General features: G+C 53.9%; 13 protein-coding genes and 1 pseudogene. 1 reads left to right on the top strand and 13 read right to left on the bottom strand.

Going from position 1 to position 13,867, the window contains the following annotated elements; all coding sequences use genetic code 11:
* Positions 1-221 precede the first annotated feature (221 nt).
* The 9 genes and pseudogenes from AALG83_00360 to AALG83_00320 form a co-directional block, all read right to left on the bottom strand.
* Positions 222-884, bottom strand: coding sequence for a hypothetical protein (locus tag AALG83_00360; protein ID MEY8381619.1), 663 nt, complete (start codon positions 882-884; stop codon positions 222-224).
* Between the two features lie 71 nt (positions 885-955).
* Positions 956-1,090, bottom strand: a pseudogene (locus AALG83_00355) (Arm DNA-binding domain-containing protein).
* A 231-nt stretch (positions 1,091-1,321) separates the two neighbouring features.
* The gene (gene guaA / locus AALG83_00350; GenBank protein ID MEY8381618.1) at positions 1,322-2,302 is read right to left on the bottom strand and encodes a glutamine-hydrolyzing GMP synthase; all 981 of its coding nucleotides are present in this window, start codon (positions 2,300-2,302) and stop codon (positions 1,322-1,324) included.
* Positions 2,303-2,325: 23 nt separating this feature from the next.
* Positions 2,326-3,858 carry a glutamine-hydrolyzing GMP synthase gene (guaA, locus tag AALG83_00345; protein MEY8381617.1) on the bottom strand — a complete coding sequence of 511 codons (1,533 nt, stop codon included), beginning with the start codon at positions 3,856-3,858 and terminating at the stop codon, positions 2,326-2,328.
* 29 nt (positions 3,859-3,887) lie between these two features.
* A complete protein-coding gene (gene larE / locus AALG83_00340; GenBank protein ID MEY8381616.1) occupies positions 3,888-4,691 on the bottom strand; it encodes an ATP-dependent sacrificial sulfur transferase LarE in 804 nt (267 codons plus the stop codon).
* A 206-nt stretch (positions 4,692-4,897) separates the two neighbouring features.
* Positions 4,898-7,363 carry an ATP-dependent Clp protease ATP-binding subunit gene (locus AALG83_00335; GenBank protein ID MEY8381615.1) on the bottom strand — a complete coding sequence of 822 codons (2,466 nt, stop codon included), beginning with the start codon at positions 7,361-7,363 and terminating at the stop codon, positions 4,898-4,900.
* Positions 7,364-7,375: 12 nt separating this feature from the next.
* A complete protein-coding gene (locus AALG83_00330; GenBank protein ID MEY8381614.1) occupies positions 7,376-8,383 on the bottom strand; it encodes a protein arginine kinase in 1,008 nt (335 codons plus the stop codon).
* 4 nt (positions 8,384-8,387) lie between these two features.
* Positions 8,388-8,888, bottom strand: coding sequence for a UvrB/UvrC motif-containing protein (locus tag AALG83_00325; GenBank protein MEY8381613.1), 501 nt, complete (start codon positions 8,886-8,888; stop codon positions 8,388-8,390).
* A 4-nt stretch (positions 8,889-8,892) separates the two neighbouring features.
* The gene (locus AALG83_00320; protein MEY8381612.1) at positions 8,893-9,357 is read right to left on the bottom strand and encodes a CtsR family transcriptional regulator; all 465 of its coding nucleotides are present in this window, start codon (positions 9,355-9,357) and stop codon (positions 8,893-8,895) included.
* Between the two features lie 218 nt (positions 9,358-9,575).
* Here AALG83_00320 and AALG83_00315 point away from each other — a divergent pair, with 218 nt between their 5' ends.
* Complete coding sequence (locus AALG83_00315; protein MEY8381611.1) at positions 9,576-10,028, top strand: GNAT family N-acetyltransferase; 453 nt, start codon at positions 9,576-9,578, stop codon at positions 10,026-10,028.
* Positions 10,029-10,068: 40 nt separating this feature from the next.
* Here AALG83_00315 and galU read toward each other — a convergent pair whose 3' ends face one another.
* From galU to AALG83_00295, 4 genes are all read right to left on the bottom strand, one after another.
* Positions 10,069-10,938, bottom strand: a complete 870-nt coding sequence (gene galU / locus AALG83_00310) for a UTP--glucose-1-phosphate uridylyltransferase GalU (protein ID MEY8381610.1) — start codon at positions 10,936-10,938, stop codon at positions 10,069-10,071.
* A 135-nt stretch (positions 10,939-11,073) separates the two neighbouring features.
* The gene (locus tag AALG83_00305; GenBank protein MEY8381609.1) at positions 11,074-11,490 is read right to left on the bottom strand and encodes a secondary thiamine-phosphate synthase enzyme YjbQ; all 417 of its coding nucleotides are present in this window, start codon (positions 11,488-11,490) and stop codon (positions 11,074-11,076) included.
* 10 nt (positions 11,491-11,500) lie between these two features.
* Positions 11,501-12,046, bottom strand: a complete 546-nt coding sequence (locus AALG83_00300) for a GNAT family protein (GenBank protein MEY8381608.1) — start codon at positions 12,044-12,046, stop codon at positions 11,501-11,503.
* 151 nt (positions 12,047-12,197) lie between these two features.
* Complete coding sequence (locus AALG83_00295; GenBank protein ID MEY8381607.1) at positions 12,198-13,850, bottom strand: AMP-binding protein; 1,653 nt, start codon at positions 13,848-13,850, stop codon at positions 12,198-12,200.
* Positions 13,851-13,867 lie beyond the last annotated feature (17 nt).

Genomic DNA, 13,867 nt, shown 5'->3' with positions numbered 1-13,867 from the left:
CAAAATAGGCGATGGAATAATCGCTAGTGGTTTGCGCATCGACCCAAGACTTATTGCTAATTCATTTGTAACAATAATATTTTGCTCTGATTTATTTATCAACTGGATTTGATGGCGGGTCTCAGATATTTAATTATGGATGATGTATGCAGTCGTGCTTCTTGACGAACAATTATATTGTAACAAATATGTGTGAGCAATTTAATGCTGCATACATGTAATCAGGAAATTGCTGTTTGAACATAGGATATCAATTTATTGTATTTTTTATCATCAAACGAATCACCATGATAAACAGCAGAGCACAGTTCTTTCACCACTGATAATATATTTGCACTTGCATTTGTTTCTATGTCTTTTATCATTCCATCAATTCGGTTTTTTATTTCATTGAGATTATTGGAAAGATACTGCTTGTCTTCTTCGCCCACAAGAAACTCACGATTTTTTGAATACATCCACAACTCTTCGCCGATATCAGCTATGCGACTAAGCCAAGTATTTGCTGGTTGTTGTTCCTGAAGTATGTGATCCCCATCAAAGCACTCCAACATCTTTTGAGTTACCTCAATAGGATATGGAGAAGCTAAAGGATCCATTTCTTCTTCGATCCCTAAGTTTATGGAATTGTGGAGATATTGGAATACCTTTTTGGGGAACTTGATTGCATTCGGAATAACTTCACCAGTATCGTTTGTCATCAATAAAAGCAAATAATCATAAGGAGATTCTGCAAATGGAATAGCAGTAATTAAGAAATCGTTCATCATCTCCTCTTTTGTTGGATCAAAATTTCTTAGCAATATTGGATAGCACACAAATATATTGTCATGATATGAGATTATAGGTAGAACGGCATCGTATGAGACCGTAAAATCTGTCATAACACGATTCACTTCATCTATTTCTGCTTTTCGGGATGATGAAAACCAACCTTTAACTTGATATTTCTATAAAACTCTCGTTCCCAAGCCAATGCCTCCCGTTTTGTAGGAAATCCCCTTTTCATCTTTCTTTTTGTTTCCCCAGCCCAATTCTTATATCGAGCAGAAGCAAACCATGTCCCGTTTTTGTCTTTGTAAGCACCCATAATAGCCTCCTTAATTTTAATAGAATTTGACTATTATACCAAACTACACAAAGAAACCTCTCAGCACTGCGTTATGCAATACTGAGAGGTTTCTTAAAAGCCACTTAGAACTATTCACTTTTTGTTTCAAAACGGTATCACCCTAAAAAGAGGATAATACGGAGAATATGAATAAACACGATAAAATCAGTGTTTTTCAAATAGAATAGATACTGTGAGGAACTTTGACTTTTACTCCCACTCGATCGTGCCCACCGGCTTTGGCGTCAGATCGTAAAGCACGCGGCATACGCCGGGCACTTCATTCAAAATCCGCTGAGTAATTTTCTTCAACACTTCCCAGGGAATTTCTGGCACCGTCGCCGTCATAGCGTCCACCGTATTGACCGCGCGGATGATCACCGGCCAATCGAAGGCCCGCTTGCCGTCCCGCACGCCCGTGGAGCGGAAATCCGGAACCACCGTAAAGAACTGCCAAATATGCTGGGCCAAATCCGCGGCGGCGAACTCCTCGCGCAGAATCGCGTCGGATTCCCGCAGGGCCGCCAGACGGTCTCTGGTAATCGCGCCCAGGCAGCGCACGCCAAGGCCCGGGCCCGGGAAGGGCTGCCGCTCTACCATGGATTCCGGCAATCCAAGCGCCTTGCCCACCACGCGCACCTCGTCCTTAAACAGCAGGCGCACAGGCTCCACCAGCTCAAACTTCAGATCCTCGGGCAGGCCGCCCACGTTGTGGTGTGCCTTCACGCCATCGCTCTCCAGAATATCCGGGTAAATCGTGCCCTGAGCCAGGAAGGTGATATCCTCCTGCTTGCGCGCCTCTTCCTCGAATACTTTGATGAACTCGCCGCCGATGATTTTGCGCTTGCGCTCCGGCTCGTCCACATCCACCAGCAAATCCAAAAACCGATCCGTCGCATCTACATAAACCAGATTTGCATCCATCTGGTTCTGGAACACCTCGACGACCTCTTCACTTTCGCCTTTGCGCATGAGCCCATGGTTCACATGAACGCATACCAGCTGCCTCCCGATTGCCTTGATGAGCAGCGCTGCGACCACCGAAGAATCCACGCCGCCCGAAAGCGCCAGCAGCACTTTCTTATCCCCGACCTGGGCGCGCACTTCCTCAATCTGCTCTGCAATAAATGCCTCTGCCAGTTCCTGTGTATTGATCCGCCGCATATCTGCGGGGCGCACATTATTTCCCATCCCATTATCCTCCACGTTAAAATTTATTCCCATTCAATCGTCGCCGGCGGTTTGCTCGTAATATCGTAGACGATGCGGTTAATATGCTTGACCTCATTGATGATGCGGCTGGAAGCCCTCTCCAAAACATCATAGGGGATCTTGGACCAATCCGCCGTCATGGCATCCACGCTGCTCACTGCCCGCAGCGCCAAAGTGTAGTCGTAAGTTCTCTCATCGCCCATCACGCCCACGCTTCTCATGCTGGTCAGCACGGCGAAATACTGCCAGATCTCGCGGTCCAGCCCCGCCTTTGCGATCTCATCCCGGAAGATGAAATCCGCATCCCGCAGCAAATCCAGCTTCTCTTTGGTGATTTCCCCGATGACGCGGATGGCCAAGCCCGGCCCCGGGAAGGGCTGCCGCCATACCATATAGCTGGGAATCCCAAGCTCTTCGCCCAGCGCGCGGACCTCATCCTTAAACAGATCCCGCAATGGCTCGATGATCTCTTCAAAATCCACATAATCCGGAAGCCCGCCGACGTTGTGATGGCTCTTGATCAGCGCCGCATCCCCAGAGCCGCTTTCCACGACATCCGGGTAGATGGTGCCCTGCGCCAAAAACTGGACCTTGCCGACTTTCTTTGCTTCCTCCTCAAAAACGCGGATAAACTCCTCGCCGATGATCTTGCGCTTTTTCTCCGGCTCGCTCACCCCGGCCAGTTTGGAGAGGAAGCGCTCCTCAGCATCCACGCGCTTGAGGTTGATATCGAACTCTTTTCCGAAAATCTGAACCACCTCGTCGCCCTCGTTTTTGCGCAGGAGGCCGTGATCCACAAAAATGCAGGTGAGGTTTTTCCCGATCGCCCGGTGCAGCAAAACCGCCACAACTGAGGAATCCACACCGCCCGAAAGCGCCAGCAAAACCTTGCCATCGCCTACTTTCTCTCGAATTTCCTCAACCGCCCTCTCTGCGAAGGAGTGCATCGTCCAATCGCCGGATGCGTGGCAAACTTCATATAGGAAGTTTCTCAAAATCTGCTGGCCAAACTGCGTGTGGTTCACTTCCGGATGGAACTGCACGCCGTAAATATTCTTTTCCGCGTTGCCAAATGCCGCAACCGGGCAGCTTTCCGTGGAGGCGTAGATCTCATACCCCTCCGGCGCTTTGGAGACGTAGTTCATATGGCTCATCCAGCAGATGGCAGATTGCGGAAGCCCAGCCAAAATAGGGTTGTCCACCTGGTAGGAAATCTCTGTCTTGCCGTATTCGCCCTGAGGCGCCCGGGAAACCTGGCCGCCGTATAGATATGCAAAAAGCTGCGCGCCGTAGCAAATGCCCAAAACCGGGATGCCCGCTTCAAAGACGCGCTTATCGCATTTTGGCGCATCCTCTGCAAACACATTTTTGGGCCCGCCCGTCAGGATAATGCCGATGGGGTTGTAGCTCATAATGCGCTCAAAGCTCGCGTGATATGGGAGCAGCTCGCAATAGACGTTCTGCTCGCGGACGCGCCTGGCAATCAGCTGGTTATACTGGCCGCCAAAGTCCAAAACAATTACAGTTTCTCTCATGTTGCCTCCGGTAGAAGTTTTTCAATATATTAGAGCGCTTGCACTCTTTTATACCCCTGCTCATCGATCTCCACATCGTGGAACCCGATCGCCTTCAACTCCTCCAGCACTTCCTCTTTGTTCTCCAGAAGCATGGGAACCTGCTCGCGCGCCACTTCGATGCGGGCATTTTTCTCCTGCACCCGCACGCGCACCATCTCATAGCCAAGCGATCGTAAGTAGTTTTCTGCCGCGCGGATCCACCGAAGCTTTTTGATCGTAATCGGCTCCCCGATGGCAATGCGCGTCGCAAGGCAGGCGTTTTCCGGCTGGATAAAATCGTTCATGCCGCGGAACTTGAGCAAATCGCGCACCTGGCTTCTGGTAACGCCGCAGAGCCGCAGCGGGCAGACGATGCCAAGCTCGGCCAGCGCCTTGCCGCCCGGGCTGCTGCACAGTTTTTCATACTGCACGCCCTCTTCCTTCATCAGGCTGCCATCCAGCAGAACTTTCAAATTGGCCTGCTCTGCCGCGTTTTTGACGACAGACAGCACGTTTTTCTTGCAGTAGTAGCAGCGCTCCTCTGTATTCTCCAAAACTTTCTGATCCATGAGCAGCCCTGTCTTGGGGGCCAGATGGCGGATGCCCAGCCGCTTGCAGAGCTCGCTGGAAATCTCCATCTCCTCGCCTGTGAAAAATTCTGTATCCGCAGTAATGGCGATGACGTTGCTGGCGCCCAGCGCATCCACAGCCGCAATTGCCACAAGCGAGCTGTCTGCGCCGCCCGAGAGGCAAACGCCGACCCTATCGTATTGCCGAATGATATTTAAAATCTCTTCGTATTTTTCCTGCATCATGACCTCCCGTATCACTCAAGAGTGTGCTGTCTTTATTGTACCAGTTTGTGCATCGTTAAGCAATTACATTTTGCCCGGAATTGACCTTCTGTTTACAATGACCTGTTCCTCTTTTTTATTATATTGCCCCTCAGGCCGTCCTATATCCTGCTTTTTTCGCAATCAAAAAGGCACAGAGCTGAGCCCTGCGCCTTCGCACATTTTTACTTCAAAACTTCCTGCTCCGGCCTGTTTTCCGCTTTGAAAACAAACTCATCATCCGAAAGCTCCATGCGGACCTCGTCGCCCAGGCGGACGCTGCCCTCCAAAATTTCCTCCGAGAGCTTATCTTCCACCGTCTGCTGCATGAGCCTGCGCAGCGGCCGGGCGCCGTATTCCGCGTCAAAGCCCATCTTGGCCAGTTTTGCCACCACTTCATCCGTATAGGAGAGATGGATATTGCGCTCGGTCAGCCGCTGGGCAATGGATTTCAGCATGAGCGCCGCGATCTTCAGCGTATCCTCCTCATCCAGATTGTGGAACACGATGATATCGTCGATGCGGTTCAAAAACTCCGGCCGGAAAGAGCGCTTGAGCTCTTCCATCATGTGTTCCTTCATGTGCTCATAGCCCGAAGGATCCTCCTCCGCCTGGCCAAAGCCGATTTTGCTCTTGGCTCCAATCCTGCTGGCGCCGATGTTGCTCGTCATGATGATGACGGTATTCTTGAAGTCCACCGTTCTGCCTCTGGAATCCGTCAGCCGCCCATCCTCCAGAATCTGGAGCAGGATATTGAAGACATCCGGGTGCGCCTTTTCGATCTCGTCGAACAGCACAACGCTGTACGGCTTTCTGCGGACTTTCTCGGTCAGCTGGCCGCCGTCGTCGAAGCCGACGTATCCCGGAGGCGAGCCGATGAGCTTGGAGACGGTGTGCCGCTCCATGTATTCGGACATATCCATGCGGATAATCGCATTCTCATCGCCAAACATCGCCGCCGCCAGCGCCTTGGAAAGCTCTGTCTTGCCCACGCCCGTCGGCCCCAGGAAGATGAAGGAGCCCACCGGCCGGTGCGGGTCTTTCAGCCCGGCGCGCGCCCGGCGAATCGCCCTGGAAACTGCCCGGACGGCCTCGTCCTGGCCGATGACCCGCTCGTGCAGAATCTCCTCCAGATGCAGCAGTTTCTGCGATTCATCCTCGGTCAGCTTGGTTACGGGCACATGCGTCCAGTCTGCGACGATGCCGGCAATATCTTCTTCGGTTACTTCCGCTTTAGAGACGCCGCGCTCCTTCTCCCAGGAGTTTTTCGTGTTCTCAATCTCTGCGGCCAGCGCCTTTTCCCGATCCCGCAGCTCTGCCGCCTTCTCAAACTCCTGATGATCGATGGCCTGCTCTTTTTCGCCCTTCAGCTCCTCTAGCTGTTTTTCCTTCTCTCTCAAGTCCGGCGGCGCGACGAACATCGCAATGCGGACTTTGGATGCCGCCTCATCCATCAGGTCGATTGCCTTATCCGGCAGGAACCGATCCATGATATAGCGGCTGGAGAGATCGACTGCCGCCTGAAGTGCGCCGTCCGTGATCTTGACCTTGTGGTGCGCCTCATATTTATCCCGCAGCCCCTTTAAGATCTCCAGCGTCTCTTCCCGGGAAGGCTCGCCCACGTTGACCGGCTGGAAGCGGCGCTCCAGCGCGGCGTCTTTTTCGATGTATTTGCGGTATTCCTCCAGCGTCGTCGCGCCGATCAGCTGAAGCTCGCCTCGGGCCAGCATGGGCTTTAACATGTTGGCCGCATCGATGGAGCCTTCTGCCGCGCCTGCGCCCACGATGGTATGCAGCTCGTCGATGAACAGGATGACATTCCCGTCGCTCATCAGCTCTTTGAGCGCGTTTTTGAACCGCTCCTCAAACTCGCCGCGGTATTTCGCCCCAGCTACCATGCCCGCCAAATCCAGCGAAACCACGCGTTTTTCCCGCAGAAGCTCGGGAATATTGCCCTCTGCAATGCGCTGTGCCAGCCCTTCTGCGATGGCCGATTTGCCCACGCCCGGCTCGCCGATGAGCACAGGGTTATTCTTGGTGCGCCGGATGAGAATCTGGATGATCCGCTCGATCTCCTGCTTTCTGCCGATGACGGGGTCCAGCTCTCCGCTTTTTGCCGCGGCCGTCAAATCCCGCCCGAATTTATCCAGGCTCGGGGTGTCTCCCGCCGCCTCTCCGCCGGGCGCGCCGCCTGCCGCAGCAGCCCCGCTGCCGCCCTGCTCTGCCAGGGCGATGATGCCCTGCTGAATTTTCTGGTAATCCACGCCCAGCTCAGAGAGCAGGCGGTTTGCAATGCACTCCCGCTCCCGCAGAAGCGCATAGAGCATGTGCTCGGTTCCGATATAGCTTAGGCCAAGCTGCCGGGCGACCGTCTTGGAAACCTCCAGAATTTTCTTGACCCGGGGTGTATAGCCGAAGTTGTCGTTTAAAACATAGTCTCCCTTGCCCACGGCCTGCACGATCATCTCTTTGAGCGCCTGACCCGTGATGCCCTGCTCTTTTAGAAGCGCGGCAGAAGGGCCGTTTTCCTCTAAAATGCCCAGGATTAAGTGCTCTGTCCCAACATAGTTATGGCCCAGCTCTTTGGCGAATTCCGCCGCATAGGCCAGCGCCGTCTTGGCGCCCTGTGTAAATCTCGCAAAGTAATCCATACTATCACCTCATTATGAAATGGTATTCTGTATCATCTGGGCCCGGCGCACATCCCGCTCCTCGGCGGTCGTTCCCTGCTCAGTGCCCAGCATTCCCGGCATGATATCCATCATCAAATTGCCCAGCACGGCCGGCGAACAGCAGGAAATCATCCCCATGCTCACGCCCAGCAGCAGGAAGGAGAGGCAGCTCATGGCTTCCTGCGTGTTCATCTTGGCCGCATATTTGAGCAGCCCATAGGAGCGCATCACGCTGTCCCTTAGCCACAGCCCGTTCTCCCGGGCCAGCCGCTCCCGTGCCTCCCGCTCTTTTTTCAAGATCTCCCGGACGACCGCCACCAGGTTTTTCGCAATATCCTCTTCCGCGATGCCCAGCGTCGTCTGGTTGGAAATCTGGTACATATCCGCTTTGGATTCCGTCCCCTCGCCATATATGCCTCTGGCCGTTGCGCCAAACTGCCCCAGCGAGGAGAGGATGCCCGGGAGCGCGCCCGTAACCGCGAGCCCTTTTAAGTGCATCATCACGCCTATGCGCAGGCCAGTTCCGAGGTTGGTCGGGCAGGCGGTGAGATAGCCCAGCTCTTCATCGAAGGCATACTGCGCTTTTTCTCCTAGCATGCGCTCCAGCTCCTGGCAGCCCTTGAGCGCCGCATCCACCTGGAACCCGCTCTTGATGCACTGCAGGCGGTAGTGATCCTCCTCCATCATCATGATGCCCACCGTCTGATCCGGCGAGAGCAGCACTGCCCCATCCGGGCTCTTTGCCAGATCCCGGCTGATCAAGTGCTGTTCCACCATGCGCGTCCGCTCCAGCGGAGAAAGCGCCTTCATCTCGGTCAGGGAAAAATCCATCCCCGGCCGCAGAAACATCTCTTTGACGGGCGCCTGAATCTCCGCCGCCCGCTCTGTTCCCGCAATTCTGTGCGGGAAGGGGACCCCTGCCAAGTTTCGCGCCAGCCGCACTCTCGTGGAGGCGACAATATCGTTTTCCGGCCCCTCGTCTTTCAGCCACATCGCCATACCGCTATTTCTCCTCCCCCTGGATTTTCATCGCTTTCATCTCATCCCGAAGCTCCGCGGCCTTTTCAAAATTCTCCTCCGCAATGGCTTTGGAAAGCTGTTCCTTTAATTCGTAGTAATGCCGCCGCTTTTCCGCCTCTTCTTTGCTGGCCGCCGGCTTTTCCCCAATGTGCTGAACACTGCCGTGCGCCCCTTTTAGAACGGGGATGACGGCATCCCGGAAGGTATCATAGCAATCCGGGCATCCAAACAGCCCGCTCTGCTGGAAATCCCGGAAGCTGGTGCCGCAGCTTTGGCAGACGGCCCCTTGCCCGGAATGCACGGGCAGCTGCATGAAATCATCAAAAAAGCTCTTGAAAAAATCTCCCGTTGAAAACAAATTCATGTTCAGCTCCGGGTGGTGTTTCGCGCATTCCGCGCAAAGATGCACCTCGCTCTTCGCCCCATTGATATATTGCACCGAGTGCACAGTCGCCTGGTTTTTTCCGCATTCATTGCAAAGCATCGTCTTACTCCTCCCCTAAAATGCTGAGCAGCATTTCCTTCAAAATGCTCGCCCGCAGATTATCCTTAATATTGCTCGGTATATGGATGGCCTTATCCGAAATCGCCGCCGCCATCAGCTTTTCCTGTTTTTCCTCGATCAGCCCCATCTCTCCGAGGCCGGAAATCAGCTCCTGGGCATCTTTTTTGGAGATGCTCCCGCTCTTGAGCTTTTCCGAAATCAAAGAGAGAATGTGTTCGCTCTTATCCGGGTTAATCTTGACCAGCTTGATATACCCGCCGCCGCCCCGCCGGCTCTCGATGAGATAGCCCTTTTCAGGGGAAAAGCGCGTCGCCAAAACATAGTTGATCTGGGAAGGCGCGCAGGAAAAATAGTCTGCCAGCTCGTTTCTCTGAATCTCGATCATCTCGTCATATTCATCCATCAGCGATTTGATGAACTGCTCAATGCTGTCGCTTAGAACTGCCATTCCTTTCGCCTCCTATTTTGTCTTTGACTTTCTTTGACTTTTATAGTTATAATATAATCTCTTTGCTCCATCCTGTCAATTATTTTTGCCCATTTTTTTATGAATTATTTATGAACAGCCCGCCGCCGTCAAACAGCTCCATTCTGCTTTCCCGGCCTTGCCGCACCGCCCCTTCGGATGCTATAATAACGGCATCTCATCCAAATACCGGAGGTTTTATGGAGCATATCAGAAAAGCAGCCCCGCAGGATGCTTCCCGTCTGGCAGAGATCCTGATTTTTGCCAAACGAGTGGCCTATCGCCCCATTTTTCAGAACGATGCCGTCTCCTTTGGCCAGATGCAGGTACTTCCCCTGGCGAGCGAATATCTCGCCAGCCCGGAAAAGCTGGAAAACATCTGGGTCTACGACGACGAATTTGTCAAAGGCATGGTGCATATCCAGGGCCGCCAGATTAAGGAGCTGTATGTGGACTGCTTTTTCCAGCACCAGGGCATCGGTGCACAGCTTCTCGGCTTTGCGGTGCACGAGCGCGGCGCCCGGTTCCTCTGGGTGCTGGAAAAGAACAAGGCCGCCATCCAGTTTTATCAGGCTCAGGGCTTTGCCTTTTCCGGCCAGCGCATGATCGAGGCCGGGACGAGCGAATTCCTCCAAAGAATGGAATTGCAATAAAAAAACAGCGTGGCTCATGCCGCGCTGTTTTTCTCTTCTTCTATATTCTCTGCGCCAATTCCCTAATGTATGCGCCAAACTGCTCCCTCAGATCTTCTCTGCCCAGAGCGAATTCGCAGGTCGCCTGCAGGAACCCAAACCGATCGCCAACGTCATAGAGCTTTCCTTCCAGCTCCAGCGCATACATCTTCTCTCTGCCCAAAAGCGTGAAAAGCGCATCCGTCAGCTGAATCTCGCCGCCTTTTCCCTGGCCGGTGTGCTCCAAAATCTCAAAAATCTCCGGCGTCAGAACGTACCGGCCCAAAATCGCCAGGTTGGAAGGCGCCTCCTGCTGGCTGGGTTTTTCCACCATGCCCAGCAGTTCGTGCAGCCCATCTGCCCCCGCGCCCGGCTGAATGATGCCGTATTTGGAAATATCCTCTTTTGCCACCGGCTGTACGCCGATGACGCTGGCGTTCTCCCGCTCATATGCGTCCATCAGCTGGCGCAGGGCAGGCGTCTTGGAATCCATGATGACGTCCCCCAGCATGATGCCAAAGGGCTCGTTGCCCACAAATTCCTTGGCGCACAAAATGGCATGCCCCAGGCCTCTGGGGTGTTTTTGGCGGATATAGTGCACATTGACCATATCGGAAATATGGCGCACTTGTTCCAAAAGCTGTTCTTTTCCGCCGCGCTCCAGCTCCAGCTCCAGCTCGACGGAGCTGTCGAAATGATCTTCGATGGCGCGTTTGCTGCGGCCCGTGATGATGATGACGCTCTCGATGCCCGAGGCAACCGCCTCTTCCATAATATATTGAATGGTCGGCTTATCCACGATGGGCAGCATTTCCTTGGGCTGCGCTTTTGTCGCAGGAAGGAACCGCGTCCCAAGCCCGGCCGCTGGGATGACAACTTTTCTGATCTTCATTTGTAGCCTCCTGAATCGTCGTTACGCCCTCTATTATATCGAAAAGGCCCGCAAAAGGAAAGCGAAACCCCTTCCTTTGCGCTATTATTATAAAAATCTTAACAACTTTTTCCTTTTTCAGAAGGCCGGGGCGCTCTATTCCCCGATGATCTTGATCATGATGCGCTTGGTGCGCCTGCCGTCGAACTCGCCGTAAAAGATCTGCTCCCATGTCCCAAAATCCAGCCGCCCGTTCGTCACCGCAACGACGACTTCCCGGCCCATGACGCTGCGCTTTAAGTGCGCATCCGCGTTGTCCTCATAGCCGTTGTGGTGATACATGCTGTAGGGCTTTTCCGGCGCCAGTTTTTCCAGCCAGGTCTCCAAATCCTGGTGCAGCCCGCTCTCATCGTCATTGATGAAGACGCTGGCCGTGATGTTCATGGCGTTGACCAGCACGAGCCCCTCCGAGATTCCGCTCTCTTGGAGCGCCTGCTCCACCTGCGGCGTGATATTGCGGTATCCTCTTCTGGTGGGCAAATTCATCTCCAAAACCTTGCGATAGCTTTTCATAAAACTCCTCCTATTTTTTGTTTGCCTGCTCCCATTCTCTCTTCAAAATGGCATATTGGCATGTGTTTTCGTAAACCGGCGCGCCGTCTTCCCCTTTGACAAAGGAGATAAACTCGAGGAAAAGCCCTTCCTGCCGCATGCCCAGTTTCTCGCAAAGCCTGCGGGAGGCGATGTTATCCTCCTCTGCATAAGCGTAAATCCTTCTGGCATCTGCACGAAACAGCGCATCCATCATCGCCCGGGCGGCTTCTGCCGCATACCCTTTTTTGCCAAACTTCAGGTTGAAGTTCCAGCCGATGCTGTAGGTATCCTCCCCTTCTTTATCTGCAAATAGCTCACCGATCAGATCATCCGTTTCCGCCAGGCAGACGGCAAAGCGTTCGCCTTGGCGCCCTTTTTCCAAAATGACTCTCTCTGCCTCTTCCAAAGAGTTCAGTTTTTCATCCATAAAGCAGTGCACCGGCGGGTTTTTGAGAATCTCATACAGCCCTGCCGCATCTTTTTTGTCATACTCCCGAATGAGCAATCTGTCTGTCCGAATCATCAACGATATCATCCCCTCTCCTTATTCCAGCATCCGGCAAGCCCTATCATATCAGATTCCCGCCAGCATCTCCATCTTTTTTCTAAAAAATCCTGTAAACTCCCCGCAAACAGCTTTTCCCGCGCGGCAAAAAGCCCCTCGCATTTCTGCGAAGGGCTTTTTATTATCTCTTATCCCCGCGGATCTCAAACCGCTTGATCTTCCCGCTGATGGTCTTTGGAAGCTCGGTGACGAACTCGACGATCCTCGGGTATTTATACGGCGCCGTCGTCCGCTTGACGTGCTCCTGCAACTCCTTTTTGAGCGCCTCGCTGGGCTCATACCCCGCCGCCAGGACGACCGTCGCCTTGATCACCTGCCCGCGCTCGGGATGCGGCACGCCGGTGATGGCCGTCTCCAAAACCGCCGGATGCTCCATCAGCGCGCTCTCCACCTCGAAGGGCCCGATGCGGTAGCCCGAGCTCTTGATGACGTCGTCTGCCCGGCCGACATACCAGTAGTACCCTTCCTCATCTCTCCAGGCCAAATCGCCCGTGCGGTAGATGCCGTCATGCCATGCCTGCTGCGTCAGCTCCGGGTCTTTGTAGTATCCCATGAACATGCCATAGGGCACGCCCTTATCCGTGCGGATGACGATCTCGCCCACTTCGCCCGCGCGCACCGAATTGCCCGCATCATCCACGATATCCGCATCATAGAGCGGGCTGGGGCGCCCAAGCGAGCCCTTCCGGCCGTTCATGCAGGTGAAGTTTCCGAGCAGCATGGTCGTCTCGGTCTGGCCGAACGCCTCTTTGATGTCGATGCCCGTCGCCGCCTTGAACTGGTCGAATACCTCCGGGTTCAGCGCCTCTCCGGCTGTCGTCGCGTAAACCAGGCTGGAGAGATCGTATTTTCTGAGATCCTCCTTGATGAAATAGCGGTAGATGGTCGGCGGCGCGCAGAACGTGGTGATCTTGTATTTGCTGATGACCTCCAGCATTTCCGGCGGGACGAACTTGTCGTAATCGTAGACGAAAACCGTCGTCTCCGCAAACCACTGGCCATAGAACTTGCCCCAGAGGCATTTGCCCCAGCCTGTATCCGAGACGGTCAGGTGAATGCCGTCCGGCTGAACGTTGTGCCAGAATACGGCCGTCGGGATATGCGCCAGCGCATAGGAATAGTTGTGCATGACCATCTTTGGCATGCCGGTCGTGCCCGAGGTGAAGAAGAGCAGCATGGGATCCGAAAGCCTGGTATCCGCCTCGCCCGCCGGCCGTGTCCACTTCGGCGAAGCCTTCTGCATCTGCTCGTCAAAGCTGACCCATCCGGGCAGCCGCAGCTCGCCCACCATGATCTTGTGCTCCAGAGTCGGGCTCTCGGCCTGGGCTTCGTCGATAAAGTGCTCGGCGTTTGCCGTATCCGCGCAGATGATGGCCTTGATCCCCGCCTTATTGTTGCGGTATACGATATCTTTCTTGGTCAGCAGGTGCGTTGCCGGGATGGCCACTGCGCCGATTTTGTGCAGCGCCAGCATGCTCACCCAGAATTCATATCTGCGCTGCAAAATCAGCATGACCATATCGCCCTTTTGAATGCCAAGGCCGGCCAGGAAATTCGCGCACTTGTTGGAAAGCACGCGCAAATCCTCAAACGTGAAAGTCTGCTCTGCCCCGGCGACGTTGGTCCAGAGCATGGCGCGCTTATCCGGCTGCTCGTCTGCCAGCACATCCATCACATCGTAGGCGAAGTTGAAGCTCTCCGGCGCATCAATGCGGAAATTTTCCTTGAAATCCTGATAGCTGTCGTAATGCCCTCTTGTGTATTTTTCAAAAATTCTAGCCATTTTCCTCG

The organism is Christensenellaceae bacterium 44-20 (assembly GCA_041223705.1).
Taxonomy (GTDB): domain Bacteria; phylum Bacillota; class Clostridia; order Christensenellales; family Christensenellaceae; genus QANA01.
This window is presented reverse-complemented; position numbering and strand designations above follow the sequence as displayed.